General features: G+C 61.9%; 18 protein-coding genes. 15 read left to right on the forward strand and 3 right to left on the reverse strand.

Going from position 1 to position 19501, the window contains the following annotated elements; genetic code table 11:
* The first annotated feature begins 55 nt into the window (after positions 1-55).
* Complete coding sequence (gene uvrA / locus B9Z51_RS04505) at positions 56-2962, forward strand: excinuclease ABC subunit UvrA (RefSeq protein WP_233254815.1); 2907 nt, start codon at positions 56-58, stop codon at positions 2960-2962.
* Between the two features lie 238 nt (positions 2963-3200).
* Positions 3201-3587, forward strand: coding sequence for a glutathione S-transferase N-terminal domain-containing protein (locus B9Z51_RS04510; protein ID WP_108372135.1), 387 nt, complete (start codon positions 3201-3203; stop codon positions 3585-3587).
* Between the two features lie 86 nt (positions 3588-3673).
* Here the strand turns inward: B9Z51_RS04510 and B9Z51_RS18775 are convergent, their stop codons facing one another.
* A complete protein-coding gene (locus tag B9Z51_RS18775) occupies positions 3674-3814 on the reverse strand; it encodes a hypothetical protein (RefSeq protein WP_233254816.1) in 141 nt (46 codons plus the stop codon).
* An 18-nt stretch (positions 3815-3832) separates the two neighbouring features.
* Here B9Z51_RS18775 and csm6 point away from each other — a divergent pair, with 18 nt between their 5' ends.
* The 10 genes from csm6 (at position 3833) to cas6 (ending at position 15576) form a co-directional block, all read left to right on the forward strand.
* Complete coding sequence (gene csm6 / locus B9Z51_RS04515; protein ID WP_158272822.1) at positions 3833-4987, forward strand: CRISPR-associated ring nuclease Csm6; 1155 nt, start codon at positions 3833-3835, stop codon at positions 4985-4987.
* Positions 4988-5072: 85 nt separating this feature from the next.
* The gene (locus B9Z51_RS04520) at positions 5073-6137 is read left to right on the forward strand and encodes an RAMP superfamily CRISPR-associated protein (protein WP_146187684.1); all 1065 of its coding nucleotides are present in this window, start codon (positions 5073-5075) and stop codon (positions 6135-6137) included.
* Positions 6138-6142: 5 nt separating this feature from the next.
* On the forward strand, positions 6143-9241 hold the full coding sequence (cas10, locus tag B9Z51_RS04525) for a type III-B CRISPR-associated protein Cas10/Cmr2 (protein ID WP_108372141.1): 3099 nt from the start codon (positions 6143-6145) through the stop codon (positions 9239-9241).
* Positions 9238-10416 (forward strand): type III-B CRISPR module-associated Cmr3 family protein, encoded by a 1179-nt coding sequence (locus B9Z51_RS04530; RefSeq protein ID WP_108372143.1) that lies wholly within the window; start codon positions 9238-9240, stop codon positions 10414-10416. Before cas10 ends, B9Z51_RS04530 begins: the two co-directional genes overlap by 4 nt.
* 63 nt (positions 10417-10479) lie before the next feature.
* Positions 10480-11391 (forward strand): type III-B CRISPR module RAMP protein Cmr4, encoded by a 912-nt coding sequence (cmr4, locus tag B9Z51_RS04535; RefSeq protein WP_108372145.1) that lies wholly within the window; start codon positions 10480-10482, stop codon positions 11389-11391.
* A gap of 17 nt (positions 11392-11408) precedes the next feature.
* On the forward strand, positions 11409-11855 hold the full coding sequence (locus tag B9Z51_RS04540; RefSeq protein WP_108372147.1) for a type III-B CRISPR module-associated protein Cmr5: 447 nt from the start codon (positions 11409-11411) through the stop codon (positions 11853-11855).
* Position 11856: 1 nt separating this feature from the next.
* A complete protein-coding gene (gene cmr6 / locus B9Z51_RS18510; protein ID WP_199227446.1) occupies positions 11857-13173 on the forward strand; it encodes a type III-B CRISPR module RAMP protein Cmr6 in 1317 nt (438 codons plus the stop codon).
* A 4-nt stretch (positions 13174-13177) separates the two neighbouring features.
* Positions 13178-13495 (forward strand): CRISPR-associated protein Csx16, encoded by a 318-nt coding sequence (gene csx16, locus B9Z51_RS04550; protein ID WP_108372149.1) that lies wholly within the window; start codon positions 13178-13180, stop codon positions 13493-13495.
* Positions 13492-14637, forward strand: coding sequence for a Card1-like endonuclease domain-containing protein (locus B9Z51_RS04555; protein WP_108372151.1), 1146 nt, complete (start codon positions 13492-13494; stop codon positions 14635-14637). Before csx16 ends, B9Z51_RS04555 begins: the two co-directional genes overlap by 4 nt.
* 27 nt (positions 14638-14664) lie before the next feature.
* Positions 14665-15576, forward strand: a complete 912-nt coding sequence (cas6, locus tag B9Z51_RS04560; RefSeq protein WP_108372153.1) for a CRISPR system precrRNA processing endoribonuclease RAMP protein Cas6 — start codon at positions 14665-14667, stop codon at positions 15574-15576.
* Here the strand turns inward: cas6 and B9Z51_RS04565 are convergent.
* Both B9Z51_RS04565 and B9Z51_RS04570 read right to left on the reverse strand, forming a co-directional pair.
* The gene (locus tag B9Z51_RS04565; protein WP_108372155.1) at positions 15573-16877 is read right to left on the reverse strand and encodes a type II toxin-antitoxin system HipA family toxin; all 1305 of its coding nucleotides are present in this window, start codon (positions 16875-16877) and stop codon (positions 15573-15575) included. The genes cas6 and B9Z51_RS04565 overlap by 4 nt on opposite strands.
* Entirely contained in the window at positions 16877-17212 is a 336-nt protein-coding gene (locus tag B9Z51_RS04570; protein WP_108372157.1) for a helix-turn-helix domain-containing protein, read from the reverse strand. The genes B9Z51_RS04565 and B9Z51_RS04570 overlap by 1 nt, the downstream gene beginning before the upstream one ends.
* 134 nt (positions 17213-17346) lie before the next feature.
* On the opposite strand from B9Z51_RS04570, the gene B9Z51_RS04575 reads away from it, so the two are divergent.
* From B9Z51_RS04575 to B9Z51_RS04585, 3 genes are read left to right on the forward strand one after another with little or no spacing between them, the layout of a single operon-like run.
* Positions 17347-17631: a CRISPR-associated endonuclease Cas2 gene (locus tag B9Z51_RS04575; RefSeq protein ID WP_108372159.1), complete on the forward strand. Its 285-nt coding sequence runs from the start codon at positions 17347-17349 to the stop codon at positions 17629-17631.
* 22 nt (positions 17632-17653) lie between these two features.
* Positions 17654-18700 (forward strand): CRISPR-associated endonuclease Cas1, encoded by a 1047-nt coding sequence (cas1, locus tag B9Z51_RS04580; protein WP_108372161.1) that lies wholly within the window; start codon positions 17654-17656, stop codon positions 18698-18700.
* 3 nt (positions 18701-18703) lie between these two features.
* Positions 18704-19501 carry a CRISPR-associated endonuclease Cas1 gene (locus tag B9Z51_RS04585; RefSeq protein ID WP_108372163.1) on the forward strand — a complete coding sequence of 266 codons (798 nt, stop codon included), beginning with the start codon at positions 18704-18706 and terminating at the stop codon, positions 19499-19501.

Below are 19501 nucleotides of genomic sequence, written 5' to 3' on the forward strand. Positions count from 1 at the left end.
AATCAAAGGTTTTGCTGAACCGACGCGCACCGTGAACCTTGCCCCAACACCCTCTTTGCCTGACGAACCTCAAGAAGCGCGTTATCTGGCGTCAGCGCTGCGGCAAACCCACATCAGCGTGCGCGGTGCCCGCACCCACAACCTGAAAAACATCGACCTCGACATCCCACGCAACCAGCTGGTGGTGATCACCGGCTTGTCGGGCTCTGGCAAGTCGAGCCTGGCCTTTGACACCCTGTACGCCGAAGGCCAGCGCCGCTATGTGGAAAGCCTGTCGGCCTATGCCCGGCAGTTTTTGCAGCTGATGGACAAGCCCGATGTGGACCTGATCGAGGGCCTGTCGCCTGCGATTTCCATCGAGCAAAAAGCCACCAGCCACAACCCGCGCTCCACCGTGGGCACCGTGACCGAGATCCACGACTACCTGCGCTTGCTGTACGCCCGCGCCGGAACGCCCTATTGCCCCGACCACAACCTGCCCCTGCAAGCGCAAACCGTGAGCCAGATGGTGGACGCCGTGCTGGCCCTGCCCGAAGACATCAAGCTCATGATCCTCGCGCCCATTGCGCGTGAGAAAAAAGGCGAGTTCGAGAAAGTGTTTGAGCAGATGCAGGCGCTGGGCTATGTGCGCTTTCGCATCAATGGCCAGACGGTGGAAGTCGAAAACCTGCCCACGCTCAAGAAAACCGAAAAGCACAACATCGACGTGGTGGTGGACCGCATCAAAGTGCGGTCGGAAGAGGATGCGAAGGCACGCGACGCCCTGCGCCAGCGACTGGCCGAAAGCTTTGAGGCCGCGCTGCAACTGGCAGAACACCGCGCAGTGGCACTCGAGATGGACACGGGGAAAGAACACCTGTTCAACGCCAAATTCTCCTGCCCGGTGTGCACGTATTCGATCAGCGAGCTGGAACCACGCCTGTTCTCGTTCAACTCGCCCATGGGCGCGTGCCCGACCTGCGACGGCATTGGCAGCATGGCGTTTTTTGACCCGGAGCGCGTGGTGGCCTTTCCGTCGCTCAGCTTGGCCAGCGGTGCCATCAAGGGCTGGGACCGGCGCAACGGTTTTTATTTCAGCATGCTCGAAAGCCTGGCCAAGCATTACCAGTTCGACATCGAAGCGCCGTTTGAAAAACTCGCGCCGATTCACCAACAGGTCTTGCTGCACGGCTCGGGGCTAGAGGAAATCAAGTTCAGCTACACGATGGAGTCCGGCGCCTCGCAAGGCAAAAAGGTCAGCAAGAAGCACCCCTTTGAAGGGATCATCCCCAACATGACGCGGCGCTACCGCGAGACCGACTCGGCCGTGGTGCGCGAAGACCTGGCGCGTTACCGCAACATGCAGGCCTGCACCAGCTGCCAGGGCACGCGACTGCGCCGCGAGGCCCGCCATGTGCGCATTGGCGAAGGCGCGCAGGCCCGCGCCATCTTCGAGATCAGCCACATCACCCTTGGCGAGTCGCAGCAGTATTTTCAGGGCCTGAAAATGCACGGGGCCAAGGCCGAGATCGCCGACAAGGTGGTGCGCGAGATTGCACTGCGTCTGAAGTTCTTGAACGACGTGGGTCTGAATTATTTGAGCCTGGACCGCAGCGCCGACACCCTGAGTGGTGGCGAGTCGCAACGCATTCGCCTGGCCAGTCAGATTGGCTCCGGCCTCACGGGCGTGATGTATGTGCTGGACGAGCCCAGCATCGGCCTGCACCAGCGCGACAACGACCGCCTGATCGGCACGCTGCAACACCTGCGCGACATCGGCAACAGCGTGCTGGTGGTCGAGCACGACGAAGACATGATCCGCGTGGCCGACCACGTCATCGACATGGGGCCTGGCGCGGGCGTGCACGGCGGGCGCGTGATGGCGCAGGGCACCTGCGCCGACATTTTGGCTGCGCCCGATTCGGTCACCGGCCAATACATGTCGGGTCGCAAAAAGATCGAGATCCCCAAACGCCACAAGGCGGGCAAGGATTTCATCGAGATCGTGGGCGCCAAAGGCAACAACCTGAAAAACGTGAACGTGAAGTTCCCGGTGGGGCTACTGACTTGCGTGACGGGTGTTTCGGGTTCGGGCAAATCGACGCTGGTCAACGACACGCTGTATGCCGCAGCTGCTCACCAGATCCACCGTGCCCACGATGAAGCCGCAGCGCACGAAGAAATCAAAGGGCTGGAGCATTTCGACAAAGTCATCAACGTCGACCAGTCTCCCATTGGCCGCACGCCACGCAGCAACCCCGCCACCTACACGGGCCTGTTCACCCACATCCGCGAGCTGATGGCCGAAGTGCCCGCCGCACGCGAGCGCGGTTACGGCCCCGGGCGTTTCAGCTTCAACGTGACCGGTGGCCGCTGCGAAGCCTGCCAGGGCGACGGCATGGTGAAAGTGGAGATGCACTTTTTGCCCGACGTGTACGTGCCCTGCGACGTGTGCCACGGCATGCGCTACAACCGCGAAACGCTCGAAGTGCAATACAAGGGCCAGAACATCGCGCAGATTTTGAACATGACGGTGGAAGCCGCGCACCAGTTCTTCAGCGCCGTGCCCAACATCGCGCGCAAGCTGCAAACCCTGCTGGATGTCGGCCTGACTTACATCCGTTTGGGCCAAAGCGCGACCACGCTCTCGGGGGGCGAGGCGCAACGCGTCAAGCTCGCACTCGAATTGTCCAAGCGCGACACCGGCCGCACGCTCTACATCTTGGACGAGCCCACCACAGGCCTGCACTTTGCCGATATCGACCTGCTGCTCAAAGTCTTGCACCAGCTGCGCGACGCGGGCAACACCATCGTCATCATCGAACACAACCTCGACGTGATCAAAACCGCCGACTGGCTGATCGACATGGGGCCGGAAGGTGGCGCGGGTGGCGGCACGGTGCTGGGCGAAGGCACACCCGAGAAGCTGGCCAAAAACAAAGCAAGCTTCACGGGGCATTACTTGGCGCGATTGCTCTGTTAATTCGGCCCCAAAATGTTTGCATTAACGCTTTTTTGTGGGAGCGGCGCCCTCGCCGCGATGGCGCATCGCAGACCACCACACATCGCCCCGAGGGCGGGGCTCCCACTCTGATCGTAGAGCTGATCGCCATGCCCAAGACAAGCCTTTCACTTCAAACTTCACAGGGCCGGATCAATAAAACGCTGGCCAGGCCACCCACACCGCTTCATCCATCCCTTTTTTGAAACTTCAAGCCTCCATGAAAACCGTCATCCGTGCTTTTTTCAGAACCTTGCGCACCGTGCTGGGCCCCGTCATGCTGCTCAAAGAGCGCCTGACCCAACCCGCTGGCGTGGTGCGCGAACCAGCGGCGCAAGCCAGCGTAGACCAGCAGTGCCAAAGCCTGGCGCTGTACCAGTTCAGCACCTGCCCGTTTTGCATCAAGGTGCGCCAGGAAATGCGCCGCCTCTCGCTGCCCATTGAAAAGCGCGACGCCCAGCACGACAGCGCCCACCGCGAACAACTGTTGCTAGGCAGCGGGGCCACCAAAGTCCCGTGTCTCCAGATCACCGAAGCGAATGGCCAGATCCGCTGGCTGCAGGATTCGGCCGCGATCGCGGCTTATCTGCGCGAGCGTTTTGCTTGAGGGCGAAACCCATAAAAACCTGCCTCAGGCAGGTTGGTGGCTTCAGCCTCAACATGACTGCGCTGAGCAGATAGCCGTGTCGGACCTTAAAGCTCAAACCCGTTGGACACTTGCGCATCGAAGATTGACAAGGCCGCCCCCATGTACCAAGCACCGAACAGGCTCATTAAAAAAGTGCCCTGTTCGGCAAGCTTGCCAAGACAAAGCACCGTCCAGAAATTACGCATACTGGCGGGATGCAAGAAATGACACCCAAAACAGGTCCGGTAGGACGCGATAAAGCACCCCGCCGCATCTTGATCTGCGTGACTGGGCTATCTCCGCAAATCGTCACCGAAACATTGTTCGCCCTAAGCGTATGCCAAATCCCTCCGTGGATACCCGACGAAATCCGCCTCATCACCACGCAGCGTGGCGCAGACAACGCTCGACTGACCCTGCTGTCGGACAACCCCGGTTGGTTCCACCGCCTGTGCCGCGACTGGCAACTGCCCCCCATTGCCTTTGACGCTTCGCACATCGAAGTGCTTCAAGACGCCCACGGCAAGCCGCTGGAGGACATCCGCGACGACCAAGACAACCAACGTGCTGCCGACGGCATTGCCGACCTGGTGCGCCGCATGACCGAAGACGACAACACCGAAATCCACGCCTCGATTGCAGGTGGGCGCAAAACCATGGGCTTTTTTATGGGCTACGCCATGAGCCTGTGGGGACGCCCACAAGACAAACTCTCGCATGTGCTGATCTCGGCCCCTTTTGAATCGCGGCCCGAATTTTTTTACCCCACGCCCACACCGCACGTCATCCCGGCACGCGCCCCGGGCCAAGACCCCTTGGACGCCAGCACAGCCAAAGTCTGGCTGGGCGACATTCCCTTTGTGCGCCTGCGCGGCCTGTTGCCGACCAGCATCACCCAACAAAACAGCGGCTTTGCCCAAGCCGTGGCAGCCGCTAACCAAGCGCTGGACCAAATCGACCTTGAAATCGACATCGCCCAATCTTGCGTGCGCGTCAACCAGCAAAGCATCGCCCTGCCCCCCATGCAAATGGGTCTGATCAGCCTGCTGGCCTGGCGCTGCCAACAACAACTTCCCCCGCTGACCGCGCCACTCAAAGACATCAACGACCCCGAATGGAAAACCTTGGCACACCACGCGCTGCGTCAAGCCATGGGCGAGATGCACATTCCAGACAAACTCGATGCCCGATTGAGCGACGATAAGCCCATCGGGGACACCTTCATCCAACAGCTTTCCAAAATGGAAAAAACCCTGCGTGACAGCGGCGCACTGCCCCTGAGCGGCCTGATTGCCCGCACCAACATCGGCACCCGAAGCCGCCAACAAGGCTACAGCCTGAACCTGCAAGCCGAGCGCGTGCGCATTACCAAACCCTGACCATGTATCGGCAAGCTTGCCGAACCAAAAAACACCAATTTATTAACTTATAGTCACTTTAATTAATTCATTAGTGACCAAAAAAATGCAAACACGGCAACTCCAAATTCAGTTCCACACCCCCGCGTTTCTGGGCGATGCCACCCAAAGCGGCCGCTGGCGCACCCCGCCCTTCAAAGCTCAATTGCGCCAATGGTGGCGCGTGGCCTATGCGACGCAGCAGCAGTTCGCGGTCAACGTACGAGAAATGCGCGACATCGAAGGGCGTCTGTTTGGGCATGCTTGGCTGGAAGACGACCGGGACGAAGACAACAACAAAGTCGCCGCACGCAAAAGCCTGGTGCGCATTCGCCTGAACCAATGGAGTGAAGGGCAAGAAACACAATGGGCAGGACAAGACCCGCTGGTGCAACACCCGAACGTGCACGACAGAGACGGCAGACAAAAACCTGTAGGTGCACAGCTTTACATGGGCTTTGGCCCCCTGATCTTTGACAGGGGCACCGCCCTGAAGGCGCATGCGGCCATCCAAGCCAATGAGCAAGCCCAACTGTCCATCGCTTTCCCGGACGAGCACGCCAACACACTGGACCAAGCTCTCTGGCTCATGAACCTGTACGGCACCGTGGGTGGGCGCAGCCGCAACGGCTGGGGCGCTTACAGCCTGCATCGCACCGACGGTCAGACCATGCCCAACATCGAAACGCCTGGCCAAGCCCTCGCCAAATGTCTGAGCTTGGACTGGCCTCATGCATTGGGTACAGACAGCCAAGGAGCGCTGGTCTGGCAGACACTGCCCCACAAAGACTGGGCTGGCCTGATGAAAACACTGGCCCAAATCAAGATCGGATTGCGCACCCAATTTGTGTTCACGACCGGCAAAACACAAAACCCAGAAGACCGCCACTGGCTGAGCTACCCCGTCACCAACCACACCGTCACCAGCTGGAGCAACAACGCCCGCCTGCCGAACAGCCTGCGCTTCAAAGTGCGGCCTACATCCGACGGGCAATTGGTCGGGGTCGTCTTCCACATGCCACACAAGCCGCCCGCTGAATTTGGCTCCAGCCCCCAAACCCTCGAACGCATCTGGCGACAAGTCCACAGCCATTTGGACCAAACCGCCACCTTGAAACGCATCGCCGCCTGAACACCATGACCCACCCCACCACACCAGACAACGTTTGGCACACCAAAATTGCCGCCCGCATCCACGACCCGGCCGAAAAAGCGCTGGTCCTCATGCGCGACCCGGCCGGCCACGAAAACGGCACCTCGCTGGCGCTCAGCCGCCTCATGGGCCTGCGCAACTACAGCGAAACCGAAGACGCCGATCAGCGCACGCTCAGCGCCCTGCTGTTCAAAGCCAGCTTGCCCACGGGCATGTACAAAACCGTGCAGCGCGCCGACTGGTGGGCCGCCGCCGCAGACCGCCCGCAATGGCCCATGCAAGCGCTGGACGTCACCACGAAGACGGGCAAAGAAGTCACCCTCAAAGTGGCTCCTGGCTCGCAAGTGCGTTTCAGCAGCCAACCCGTGCTGATTCACCCGCTGACTGGCCAACAAATCGACTTGGGCCAACTCAAAGACACCGAAGTGGCGGACATCAAAGACCGCAGCCTGGACCACCACCTGGGCTTGCTCAAAGCACTGGGCATTCAGGGCGACCAGCCGCACGACATGCGCCGCACCCTGCTGGCCCTGTGGCGCTTTGCCCCCGAAATGAGCGAAGAGCAAAACAACGGCACTTTGGGTGCCCTGTGGCACCAACTGCCCGCCGACACCCGCGTGCCCGACCACAGCATCTGGGACCACCTGGACCTGACCAGCGCCTTTGCCGGAGCCTTCGCGGCCGACTCGCATCAAGAAGTCGCCTTGCTCACCGTCTCCCTCGGCCCGGTGCAAAGCTTCATCGCCGCCGCACGCTCCACCAGCGACCTGTGGGCCGGATCGCACCTGCTGTCTCGCCTGGCTTGGGAATGCATGCGCCCCCTGTGCGAAGCGCTCGGGCCAGACGCCGTGCTGTTTCCCCGCCTGCGCGGCATCCCGCAAGTGGACCAGTGGCTGCGTGACCAAATGCACCTGCCCGCAGACCTGTTCAAAGACTGCGAATGGCAAAAGGGTGCCACCGACGCCAACCCCCTGTTCAGCGCCGCCCTGCCCAACCGCTTTGTGGCCGTGGTTCCCGCATCGCAAGCACAAGCCATTGCCCAGCAGTGCGAACAAGCCGTGCGCGACTGGCTGCAATCCACTGGCCAGGATGTGGTCAAACGCCTGCTCGACGCCGCAGGCCTGAATACTGGGGCCGAGCAGCACTGCCACCAACAAATGCGCGAGCAACTTGCGGGCTTTCCCGAGGTGCATTGGGCCGCCGTGCCGTTTTCGCTCATCCACCCGCGCAACGCCGACAAACAAAACGACCTCGACACCACCCAGCTGAGTGCGGCCATGGCCCCGTTCTTTGGCGTGGCACCCGACCAGCCCAGCGGCTTTCTGGCCAGCCCCGCTTGGCAAGTGCTCAAAGACGACATGGCTTGGGACGACCGCACCACTTTCTGGTCGCCCAACCCCGGCACGCTCTACCCGGCGGTGTTTGACTTGGCCGAACGCGCCCTGGCCGCCGCGAAAGCCTCGCGCACCTTTGCGCAACTGCCACAACACGGATGGCGCTGCTCCCTCACGGGCGAAAGCGAATGGCTCACCACCGACCCGGCGCAATTGCAAAAGTCTTACCGCCAGCAAAAAGACACCCTCTGGGCCAAGGTCCACCAGGCCAAAAAATCCTGGGCCAAAGCCGGTGAACACCTGGGCGGCTTGTCGGCGCTCAAACGCCTGTGGCCTACCGTGTTTGCCGACCAAGTCAGCCAAGCCACGGGCAAGGCTTGCGGGCGTTTTGTGGTCAGCACCCACACCATGGCGCTGGCCAGCCAAATGGAACAATGGCTGCAACGCGGTGCCCACACCGCACCGGGTTTTTCTGACACCACTGAAAAATTTAAAGCCGAACCCGTGGCCCTGCCCAGTCGCCTAATTCGACAAGCCCAGCGAGACGGCTTCAGTGAGAACGTTGTGAGCGACATCAAACGCTTACCCGGCCTGCTTGAAGCGGCCCGTGACCAAGACGATCCACAAGTGCTCATTGAGGTGCAAGGCATCGTCAAAAACACGCTCCAACAAGGCCACGCTGCGAGCGACAAACCATTTCAACTCGAAACCTACTACAGCCTGATCATGATGGACGGCGACCGCATGGGTGCCATCCTCTCGGGCGACACCGCCACCCACACCGCCATCCCCTACCGCGACAGCTTTCACCCCAACGTGCAAAAAGGCTTTGACGCGCAAGCGGCCCAACACAAAGCCCTCAAGGCCTACGGCCAGCAGCCCCGCGCCATCAGCCCCAACCGGCACCTGGCCATCTCGGGCGCACTCAACGACTTCTCGCAAATCGTGGTGCGCCATGTCGTGGAACAAGAACACCTGGGCCGCGTGATTTACGCCGGGGGTGACGACGTGCTGGCCATGCTGCCCACGGCCGACCTGCTCAGCACCATGCAACGCCTGCGCCACGCCTACAGCGGCAGCGCCCCGCAAGACGCGCAAACCGACTGGGGCATGGTGCGTGACCGCCAAGGCGATGTGCGTGAGCGGCTGGTGCTCAACAAAGGTTTTGCCTGGCTCAACGGCCGACTCATGCGCATGATGGGCGAACACGCCACCGCGTCGACCGGCGCCATCGTGGCCCACCACCAAGCCCCGCTGGGTGCTGTGCTGCAAGAGTTACGCGCTGCCGAAAAACGCGCCAAAAACGAGGGCGGCAGAAATGCTTTCTCCATCACCATCGTCAAACGCTCGGGCGGTGCGCTCTACTTGACCGAAAAATGGGGCGAACCCGTCAACCTGCTGCAGGACCTGATCGGCTTTTTGCGTGCTGATGGCACCAGCCGCCGTGCCGTCTACAACAGCCTGGAGTGGATGCGCGACCTGCCCGAACCCACCGGCTCGGCCACAACCGAGATGCTGGCCAGTTTGTTGGCCTACCAACTCGACCGTCAAGCCAAAGGCGATGCGAAGCACAACGCACCCGACTTGGCCCATCGCCTGGCCCAACTCTGCGCCGAACAAAAAAGCAAAGGCCTGAACTGGCTCGCCAACTTCATGGGCGTGGCCGAATTTTTGGCCCGAGAAACCCGCGCAGGCACCACCACGGCCAACACCCACACCACCAACGAATCCACAGAAACCAACGCATGAGCGCCGCCACCCCACACCCCACCGAACACCGCTTCATCGAGCCACTCGACGTGCTCTTTTTGCGCGGCAACAAACTCTTTGGCGACCCCGGCAGCCACGGCGAATCGCTGGTGCCCCCTTGGCCATCGGCCGCTGCAGGCGCATTGCGCAGCCACCTGCTGGCGCAAGACGGCACCGACCTGGCCGCCTTTGCCAAAGGCCAAATCACCCACCCCAGCCTGGGCACACCCGCTGCACCAGGCCCTTTTGCACTCACCGACTTCACGCTGGCCCGCCAGCTTGACGATGGCTCGCTGCAAACCCTGCACGCACTGCCCGCCGACCTGGTCGTGACCGACAAAGACGGTGACGCCAAACACATCCAAAGCTTGCGCCCCCAAACGCCGCACACGGGCCTGCTCAGCTCCAGCGGCTTTGCCCAGGTGCCCGTGCTGGCCGAAACCGAACGGCGCAAAGCCACCAGCGGCCTGTGGCTCAGCCAAACAGGCTGGCAGCGCTACCTGAACGGCCAATTGCCCAACGCCGAACACGACCTCGTCAAAACCAGCGAACTGTGGGCCATCGACTCGCGCGTGGGCATTGGCCTGAACGCCGACACCCGCAGCGCCGACGACGGCAAACTCTTCACCACCCAAGCCGTGGCTTTCAAACCCCGCGTCGGCTTTGTGGCCAGCGTGCGCGGTGCCACCTTGCCCGCGCAAGGCAGCCTGCGCTTGGGCGGTGACGGCCGCGCCGCCAGCAGCCAAAGCGTGGACCACCAAGCCCCGCAGGCCGACCTGCACGCCATCGCCACCCAAGGCCGCTGCCGCGTCGTGCTCACCACCCCCGGCTTGTTTGCCCAAGGCTGGCTGCCCAACGGCTTTCAACTCGAAGCCGACGGCCACCACTGGCTCACGCTGCAAGGCGTGCGTGCCCGCCTGGTCTGCGCCACCGTGCCGCGCTCAGAAACCATCTCGGGCTGGGACTTGGCCGCTAACAACGGAAAAGGGCAACCCAAAGCAGCCCTGCGCAGCGCCCCTAGCGGCAGCGTCTATTGGCTCGACCAACTGCAAGCCACACCCGAAGCGCTCGGCAAGCTTGCCGACAACGGCTTTTGGTCGGATGCCTGTGAAGATACGCACCGCCGCGCCGAAGGCTTCAACCGCTTTGCCTTTGCCGCCTACGACTGCATCTGACCGCCCAACACCTGCCACACCCGCAACACCCAACACCCTCATTTCAAGCTCCAAGGACTTCTCATGTTTGAACAAAAAGCCGCCGTTTTTCTGTACGCCGTCAGCCCCGTGCACATGGGCGCAGGCCAAGCCATTGGCGTCATCGACAACCCCATTCAGCGCGAACGCCACACCGGCCACCCCTGCTTTGCAGGCAGCGGCATCAAAGGCGCGGTGCGCCACAGCTTCAAAAGCCTGGGCGGTGACGAAAACCACATCACCCGCCTGTTTGGTCCCGAATCGGGCAGCGCCGAGCTGCACGCCGGAGCCGTCAGCTTTGGCGACGCCCAAATCGTGGCCCTGCCCGTGCGCAGCTTGAAAGGCGGCTTTGTTTACGCCACCTGCCCCCAAGCCATCGCCCGCGCCCAGCGCCTGCTGGCCCACCTGGGCCTGGCACGCCATTGGCCTACCCTGCCCGAAGTGGCACAAGGCCACTGCCTCACGGTCCACGCCACCCAACTCGGCGGCAGCAGCGGCAACCAACTGCACCTCGAAGCCTTTGAATACGCCGCCGCCGACAAAGCCTGCGCCGCCCTGAACACCATCGCCCAAGATCTGGCAAACGCTGCCATGCCAGCAGGCGACGGTTACAGCTTCTTCCGAGAAAAAATGGCCAAAGACCTGGTCGTGCTCAGCGACAGCGACTTTGACTACTTCAGCCAACACGCCATGCTGATCGAGCCCCATGTGCGCATCGACGACACCACCGGCACCGCCAGCGACGGCGGCCTGTTTTACACCGAAAACCTGCCGCCCGAAGCACTGCTGATCGCCCCGCTCTTGGCCAGCCAAACCCGCAGCGCCAAAGAAGAAAAACTTGACGCCCAAATCGTCATGGCCCACATGAAAGCCGTGCTGCACAGCCAACTGCTGCAAGTGGGCGGCGACGCCACCACCGGGCGCGGCCTGGTGGCTGCCACGGTGCTCACCGCTTAAGCCCAAGGAGCCGAAACATGAACGCCCCCAAAACCCTGAGCCTTGGCAGCAAAACCAGCGGCACTGCCCCAACGCCAACACCCAGCACTCAATCCACCGCCCCCCTGACGCTCGAACAACAGCGTGCGCAAGACGCATGGAACCAATGCGAAAAGTACGAGAAAGAACACGTCAACATCGCCAAAGGCCTGCCCGCGCTCATCATGAACAGCGGCCTCATGCAAGTGCTGGCCTTTTGCCATGAAAAAGGCAAAGCCAATGAACTGGTAGCGACCCACCTGCGCACCTGGCTCAACCAACGCTTCAACGGTGTCGCCCGCGACCCCGGTTTTGAGCTGTTCATGCAATCGCTGCTCAAAGCCAACCCCGCCGACTACCAAGCCATCACCACCGAAGCCTTCGCCTGGCTGCGCTGGATGCGCCAAATGTCTTCAGCCCGCGTGAAGCAAGACCAGAAAGCCTGACATGCCCATTGCCGCCGTACCCGAATACCTGGGCAAAGATTTCAGCCAAGCCTCACCCGGCTTGCGATTTGGCATGTACCTGCCCCTGTGGGGCACCAACCAGCGCAGCAAAGAACTGCTCTGGAGCACCCACGACATCGCCTACGAAGTGCGTGGCCAGCAGCAGCAAGAGCGCGAAGTCAAAAAAGAAAACAAAGTCACCGCCCTGCAACAGGCCTGCGCATTGAGCGCCGCCGACAAGCACATTGGCAAAGCCATGTTTCAACGTCAAAACCAAATCTTTGACCACATGCCCCCTGCTCAAGGCCTGCGCCTGCACGCCACCGCCGTAGCCCCGTTCACCACCGGGCTGGGCAATGAGCACCCGCTCGAAAACGGCTTTGCTTTCCTCAACCCCTACGGCCTGCCTTATTTGGCAGCCAGCGGGGTCAAAGGCGTGCTGCGCACAGCCGCCAAAGAACTGGCCAGCGGCCAATGGGACAGCCAAGAATGGCACCACGCTCAAGATCTGCGCCACGAAGTCCACAACAAACAAGGCCAACGCCTGTTTGACGCCAGCGACCTCGACGTGCTCTTTGGCAGCGAAGCCCTGGACGGTGAAAACCACCTGCGCGGCGTGCTCAGCTTTTGGGACGTGATCCCGCAAATCGAAGGCAACAGCCTCATGGTCGAAATCATGACGCCGCACCAAAGCCATTACTACCAAGACAAAGACGTTGCAGGCAGCAACAGCCCACACGACAGCGGCTCACCCAACCCCATCAGCTTTTTAACGGTGCCGCCCAAGTCGCAATTTGCCTTCCATGTGGTGTGCGACAGCGCCCGCTTGGAACACCTGGCCCCCGACTTGGCCAACAAGGACCGCTGGAAAGCACTGCTGACCGAAGCCTTTGAACACGCCTTTGGCTGGCTGGGCTTTGGGGCCAAAACCTCGGTGGGCTACGGGGCCATGGACCGCGACACCAAGGCCGAAGCCAAACTGGCCAACGCCCAAGTGCAAGCACAAGCCGCCGCCGAGCAAGCCGCCAAAATGGCCAGCCTGAGCGACAACGCCCGCCAAATCGAAACCTTTGTACAAACCTGCCAACAAAAGCTGGTTGCCATGGGTGCCAACGGCAAAAAAGACAAAGCCAACACCGACCTGCACGCCAAAGCCCGCGCCCTGTCCAAAGCCGCCCTTGAGGGTGCCGACTGGACCGCCGAAGAAAAGCGTTCCGCCGCCGAAGCGCTGGCCGAATGGCTGCCCCAGGTTGTCGAAGTGGACATGAAAGACGAGCGCAAAAAGCTCAAACTCGCCGTGCTGCGGGGCGAAGCCTGAGCCCATGACAACCTATTTCATCAGCCGCCACCCCGGTGCCAAGGCATGGGCCGCAGAGCAAGGCCTGCGCATCGACCAGCATCTGACCCATCTGGACACAGCGCTCATTCAGCGTGGCGACACCGTCATCGGCACCCTGCCTGTGCACCTGGCCGCTGCCGTCTGCAGCCAAGGCGCACGGTTTTTCAACCTCAGCCTGGACCTGCCCGCCCACTGGCGCGGACGCGAACTCAGTGCCGACGAACTGCGCCAATGCCATGCACGGCTTGAAGCTTTTCACGTCTCGCCCAGCCCATTGCCCGAATTGACCACTTCACCATGACCACCCCTGCCGCCATCCACCCCATCCAACTCATGCTCGTCTCCGAGCAAGCCGCGCCCAACTTGCTGCCCGCGCTGGACCCGGCCATTAAGCCCCGTGAAGCCGTGCTGCTGGTCAGTCAAAAAATGGCGCACCGCGCCCAGGCGCTGCAAGCTGTGCTGCAAGAGTCGGGCATCAAAACCCAAAGCGTGCCCCTGCCCGACGAGCACAACATGGCCGCACTCGAAAGCATCCTGATGGACGTCGCCACACAACGCGACGGCCAAGCCATCGCGCTGAACGTGACCGGCGGCAACAAACTCATGGCCCTGGCCGCACAAGCCGTGGCCCAGGCGGCAGGCTGGCCCGCGTTTTATGTCGATGTGGACACCGACCAAATCATCTGGCTCGACAAAACCCGGCCCGCCCAAGCCCTGACCCAGCAACTGCGCCTGCGCCACTACCTGCGTGGCTACGGCTTCACCCTGGCCGAAGGCATCGAACGGCCCCAGCCCAACACCGCCTGGCAAACCCTGCTGCAAGACCTGATCATCAACGTCGGCTCACTCGAAGAAGCCATTGGCCAACTCAACCACCTGAGCCAAGAAGCCCAACGCAGCCTGCGCGTCACCCTCAGCCCCCGCCAGCGCGAGCACCACGGCCTGGACGCGCTGCTGCGCAAGTTCGAGCAAGCCCAAGTCCTCAAACGCCAAGGCGACACGCTCGTCTTTGCCACCGAAGCCGCCCGCAGCTTTGCCAACGGCGGCTGGATCGAGCACCACGTCTACCAAAGCGTGAGCCAAGTCACGGGCGACCTGGCCATCCGCGACAAAGCGGCCAACCTGCAAGTACTGGGCGACAGCGGCCAGCCCAACGAAATCGACGTCGCCTTCATGGCCCGCAACCGCCTGTTCATGGTCGAGTGCAAAACCGCCCGCATGAACCACGAAGGTGACCTCAAGGCCAACGACACCCTGTACAAACTGGCCGAAAACTGCCGCCGCATCGGCGGCCTGGGCACACGCGGCATGCTGGCCACCTACCGCCCCCTGCGCGAATCCGAGCAACGCCTGGCCAAAGCCCTGAACATCGAAGTCGTGGCCGGCCGCGACCTGAACCGCCTGGGCGAGCGCCTCAAACAGTGGGTCAAACCCAAAGCCTGACCCGGCACGCCACTCAACAGACTCGCCATGCACAGCATCACCCGCATCACCACCACCCTGCAAGCCACCCAAACCGTGGCCTGGCCCCACTTTGCGGGCAGCACACTGCGCGGTGCCTTTGGCCGGGCCTTGCGCCAAGCCACTTGCATTACCGGCCAAGACAAATGCACAGGCTGCCCCCTGCGCCACAGCTGTGCCTATGGCGTGGTGTTTGACCCTGCGGCCCCTGCCCAGCCGCTGCACCCCTCCTTCAGAGACGGCCTGCCGCGCTATCTGGTGCAACCCCCAGCGCTGGGCGCATGCCAACTGCACGCCGGGCAAACCCAAAGCTTTGATTTGCTGCTCATGCCCGGCACCCAAGCGCACCATGGCCTGATCGAACACACGCTGCGCAACGCCGTCGAAAAAGAACTCTTTGCGCCCGGCGTGTTCAAGTTGCTGGGCATACAAATCAACCCAGTCCCCATGCCGCCAGCATCGGCACAAACACGCGCCCCCTTAAGTGGCCCAGCGGCAACCCACATCATCTTGCGCTGGCTCACCCCCATGCGCCTGCAGCACCAAGGCAGACCCGTCTTCAAAGCCCAACAACTGGATGCGCTCGGCCTGGTGCGCGCCTTGCTGCGCAGGCAATTGCAGTGGCAGCAAATCAGCGTTCAAAAGCCCGAAGCGTGCACGCCAACACCTTCGCAGCAAGATCTGCTGAGCCATGCACAAGCTTGCACGCTCGACACGCGCCAACTGCAGTGGCACGACATCCAAAGGCACTCGGGTCCCCAAAATCAAAAACTGCCTTTGGGTGGGTTGATCGGCAGCGCCAGCTTGAGTGGCCCCACAGCAGACTTGCAGGCATTGCTGCCCCTGCTGCAAATGGGTGAGCAACTGCACATCGGCAAGGAAACCGTCATGGGCTTGGGGCGCTACCGACTCGGCGCTTAAGCCAAAAGGGTTTGTGCCTCTTGCCGTGCTGCATGTTCAAACGCAGGCCTGAAATCTGCAATTTCAGCGGCTTGCAAACCCACATCGGCTGACGTGGCCACCTCTTTCCACCGCACAACAGCAGCCAGCACCTCAGCCAGCACCGTTTGAGCTTGGCCGGGCGTCAACTCAAATCGAAACGCCTGTGCCATCAACTGTTGCACCGAGGTGATCGGCCCCGTGTCCTCGCTCAACCAGGTTTTCGACTCTGGCGCCTTGTCAGGGAACGGATTCAAATCAAACGCAGGCGACAAGTGCCACAAGTTGTAGCCGCTGTACAAAAAGCCGATGTTTTGCAGATGGTCGTCCACATTGGTGATCAGGTGGTTGAACACCAATCTGCGCCACAACTGCCGCGCATCGCGGGTGTAGTCGTCACATTTAGCCCGCATCACATCCAAAATCTCGGTATACGAATGCTCGTCATCACGACGCGCTTGGAGCAAGCTGGCACCCGACATGTAGGGAATGCGCTGATGCTCAGGCGTTCGGTCAAAGCGTTTGACAACCGCCACCGGGGCACCCTGCACCATCACCACCCGCGCCGCAGCGGTGTCGATGCCCGCCAAGCGGGCCAAGTGCAAGGCCAACACCTCGCCACGCGTCACGGCGCGCTCGTCACCCACACTGGGGAATTTGGCCAAACACAACGAGCCATCTGTGTCTTGCAGCGTGCATTTGGGGCGCATACCGCCCAAAGATGTGCCCTTGCCCTGCAGATACGCCAAGTCTGCACTCGTCTCTTGACTCAGCTCCACGGCACGCGATGCGCTCAGGATTTTCTCCAACTCCAAAAACGCGGGTGTGGTGCGCTCACCATCGGCCACGCTGCGCAGGTATTGACCTTGTTCGTTGCGCAAACGCAGCGCCCCCACGCGGCTGAAATCATCCACCGCAGCCAAATAATCCAGTTCGGTCAGTGGTGCCAGTGCCGCATCTTTGGCCCGAGCCTTTGCGTGCGCACGCGCAATCACCCGGCGGCCCCAGGCGTCAGGCTCGGTGTCGGCCAATGCCCCCCAAAAACAGCTGTCGTTTGGGGTTGGTGGCTTGTGTAATTGATAACCCATGGTGCGGCTGAGATCGGGCGACACATCAAAACAGCGTGGGTGCGACAACCACGCAGGGCTGTACGCAAACTGAGAAAACTCGCGTTGTCCGTCTTTGACAAAAATGAGTCGTCCCAGCGGGCTCTCGGCCTGCCCCAAAAAAACATCCAAGTTCTTGCGCACAGGCCCCGATTTGAAAGCACTGGGTGTTGCCATCAAAACGCCCCAGACTCTGGTGTTTTGCGCGACTTGCGCACCCGCTGGGGCAACTGCTCGTCCATCAAGGCCAGACCAATGGTGTCTTGGGGCGTATCGAGCAACTGGTCCAGCTGGCCCAGCTCGCCAAAAACCTGCATCGCCCGGGCGAAATGCACCAGCGCCGTGCCGGGGTGGCCCGCCTCCATGCGTCTGACTGTGGTTACCGACGCACCAATGCGCTCGGCCAAGTCTTGTTGAGAAAAATGCCTGCGCCGCCGCGCCAGCGACATGGCCTGCCCCAAACGCGCAAGGCTGCGCGTGACGGGCAAAGGGAGCGTATCGCGTTCATTCATAAAAAGTATTTTATAACTCTCAAAACAATTTAAGTGTTCATATTAGACGTTTTAAATTTCATTCCTGCAAGGCCTACCCATCGGCAAGCTTGCCAAATTGCGGGCCAGCGCCAAAGCGCCCGACACTGACCGACATGAACACACGCCACCTGTTCCTTGTGGGTTACGACATCCGCGAAAACCCCATCCGCCGCCGCGCACTGCGCGACGTGCAACACCACGCGCTGGGTGGGCAAAAGTCTTTTTACGAATGCTGGCTCAGCGTAGGCGAGTTGCAAACCCTGCTGGCCCAAATGCGCCAGCGCATCCACGACAACACCGACCGCGTGGTCTTCATTCGCCTGGACGGCCGCAGCCAAAGCCTGCAACTGGGCCAAGCCGAGCCCATTGACAGCGCCGACTACTTCCACATCGCCTGAACACCCTCACCGAAAGCCCCGTATGAGCACCCTCTACATCGACCGTCAAGGCAGCCAACTCAACGTTCAGACCGGCGTGCTGCACATCACCACGCCCAACGGCGAGGCCGACCGCCGCCTGCCCCTCAAATACCTGGACCGCATCGTCTTGCGCACCGACACGCAACTCAGCAGCAAAGTGCTGTGCGCCCTGGCCGACAGCGGGGTCAACCTCATTGCACTGGGCGGGCGCGGGGGCCAAAAAATTGCGCAAATCACCGGCACCCCCCACAACGACGCCCGCCGCCGCTGGCAACAAGTGCTAACGCTCAGCCAGCCACAGGCCTGCGTTAAGTTAGCGCACGGCATCATTCACAGCAAAGTCAAACGCCAACGCGCCACGCTGCAACACATGGCAGCGCTCAGGCCCGACATCCGCAAGCCTCTGTTTGACGGGCAGCAGCGCCTGGCGGGCATCTTGGCCACGCTGCAAAGCGCAGACACAAACACCCACTCGCTGGACCAACTGCGGGGGCTCGAAGGTGCCGCTGCTGCCATGTACTTTGAAGCCTACTTCAGCGCATTTGCCCCGGCACTGGGTGCCACGGGCCGCAACCGCCGCCCACCGCGTGACCCGGTCAACGCCGTGCTGTCGCTCAGCTACACCATGCTGTACGCCCAAGCCACCGCCGCCTGCTGGGCCGCTGGGCTGGACCCGGCTTTGGGCGCTCTGCACACCCTGAGCCACGGCCGGGCCGCGCTGGCCTGCGACCTGATGGAGCCCTATCGTCCGCTGATTGACCTGTGGGTCTGGCACCAGTTTCGCCAAGGCAACTTGCGCCCCGAGCACTTTGGCCACGACGGCGCGGGTGCCTGCCTGCTGAGCAAAGCAGGCCGGGGGCACTTCTACCCCGCTTGGGAACAACAAGCCCACCACCACCAACGCAGCTTGCTGCGCTACGCCCGCGCCATGGACAAGGCCCTGCAAAACGGCAGCCCCCAAGCCGCTTGGTCACACCTGTGGGACAGCCCTGCCGACCACGTCGCCGACACCGTCACACAAACCACCCAGCCGAACGGATTGGACTGAACCATGCAACACCACGCCCTGCACACCCCCGCCATGAACGCCCTGCCCCTTTACCTGCACAACGGCAGCGCCCAGCGCTTGGACCTGGACGCTGCCCAGCGCCTGCGCATTGAGCGCAAAGATTTGCCCGAGCGGCGCATTCCGCTGCACCACGTCTCACGAATCGTGTGCAGCAGCACGCTGGACATCAGCGCCCGCGCCCTCATGGCTTGCATGAAAAGCGGCATTCCCCTGGCCGTGGTGGACACCAACGGCGAAACCCTGGGCTGGTGCTTGGGCGCACGCCGCAAAGAAACCAGCTTGCGCCAACTGCTGACCCACGCCCTGGACGACCAAGCCTGGCCCACCCACTACACCGAATGGCTGGCTCAGCAACACGCCGCCACCGCCGCGCAAACTTTGCTTTTGTGCGGCGTACCCACCACCGCCGCTGCCCGCCACAACCCCAGAACCGCGCTGTGCAACGCCCACTTTGTGAAACACAGTCAAGGCTGCGCCCAACAAGTAGACGCCCTGGCATTGCTGGCCCAACACGAGTTGGCCGCTCAACTGGCCCAAGCCACCAGCGCCCCCGAGCTGCTGGCCTGGCACCGCCCGGGGCTCAACCTGATCGAAGACTTGGGGCAAGTCATTGGCCTGCACGCCCACACCGACCTGCACCACGCGCCGCTGTTGCCCGAAGCCGACAAGCTCACGCCCTGGGCGATTCGCCATTACGAGCGCCACGCCGCCCACTGGCAGCAGCGCATCGGGCAGCTCATGTACGCGTTTGAACAATTTTTACGCAGTCACTGGCTGTGA

This window comes from Limnohabitans sp. T6-5 (genome assembly GCF_003063315.1).
Taxonomy (GTDB): domain Bacteria; phylum Pseudomonadota; class Gammaproteobacteria; order Burkholderiales; family Burkholderiaceae_C; genus Limnohabitans_A.

What these genes read in the sequence shown, in the direction of transcription:
- B9Z51_RS04585 (WP_108372163.1), top strand. Translation starts at nt 18,704, where the DNA reads ATGCAACACCACGCCCTGCACACCCCCGCCATGAACGCCCTGCCCCTT.
- csm6 (WP_158272822.1), top strand. Translation starts at nt 3,833, where the DNA reads ATGACACCCAAAACAGGTCCGGTAGGACGCGATAAAGCACCCCGCCGC.
- B9Z51_RS04510 (WP_108372135.1), top strand. Translation starts at nt 3,201, where the DNA reads ATGAAAACCGTCATCCGTGCTTTTTTCAGAACCTTGCGCACCGTGCTG.
- B9Z51_RS04520 (WP_146187684.1), top strand. Translation starts at nt 5,073, where the DNA reads ATGCAAACACGGCAACTCCAAATTCAGTTCCACACCCCCGCGTTTCTG.
- cmr4 (WP_108372145.1), top strand. Translation starts at nt 10,480, where the DNA reads ATGTTTGAACAAAAAGCCGCCGTTTTTCTGTACGCCGTCAGCCCCGTG.
- cas1 (WP_108372161.1), top strand. Translation starts at nt 17,654, where the DNA reads ATGAGCACCCTCTACATCGACCGTCAAGGCAGCCAACTCAACGTTCAG.
- cas6 (WP_108372153.1), top strand. Translation starts at nt 14,665, where the DNA reads ATGCACAGCATCACCCGCATCACCACCACCCTGCAAGCCACCCAAACC.
- B9Z51_RS18775 (WP_233254816.1), bottom strand. Translation starts at nt 3,814, where the DNA reads ATGCGTAATTTCTGGACGGTGCTTTGTCTTGGCAAGCTTGCCGAACAG.
- csx16 (WP_108372149.1), top strand. Translation starts at nt 13,178, where the DNA reads ATGACAACCTATTTCATCAGCCGCCACCCCGGTGCCAAGGCATGGGCC.
- B9Z51_RS04575 (WP_108372159.1), top strand. Translation starts at nt 17,347, where the DNA reads ATGAACACACGCCACCTGTTCCTTGTGGGTTACGACATCCGCGAAAAC.
- cas10 (WP_108372141.1), top strand. Translation starts at nt 6,143, where the DNA reads ATGACCCACCCCACCACACCAGACAACGTTTGGCACACCAAAATTGCC.
- B9Z51_RS04565 (WP_108372155.1), bottom strand. Translation starts at nt 16,877, where the DNA reads ATGGCAACACCCAGTGCTTTCAAATCGGGGCCTGTGCGCAAGAACTTG.
- cmr6 (WP_199227446.1), top strand. Translation starts at nt 11,857, where the DNA reads ATGCCCATTGCCGCCGTACCCGAATACCTGGGCAAAGATTTCAGCCAA.
- B9Z51_RS04530 (WP_108372143.1), top strand. Translation starts at nt 9,238, where the DNA reads ATGAGCGCCGCCACCCCACACCCCACCGAACACCGCTTCATCGAGCCA.
- B9Z51_RS04555 (WP_108372151.1), top strand. Translation starts at nt 13,492, where the DNA reads ATGACCACCCCTGCCGCCATCCACCCCATCCAACTCATGCTCGTCTCC.
- B9Z51_RS04540 (WP_108372147.1), top strand. Translation starts at nt 11,409, where the DNA reads ATGAACGCCCCCAAAACCCTGAGCCTTGGCAGCAAAACCAGCGGCACT.
- B9Z51_RS04570 (WP_108372157.1), bottom strand. Translation starts at nt 17,212, where the DNA reads ATGAATGAACGCGATACGCTCCCTTTGCCCGTCACGCGCAGCCTTGCG.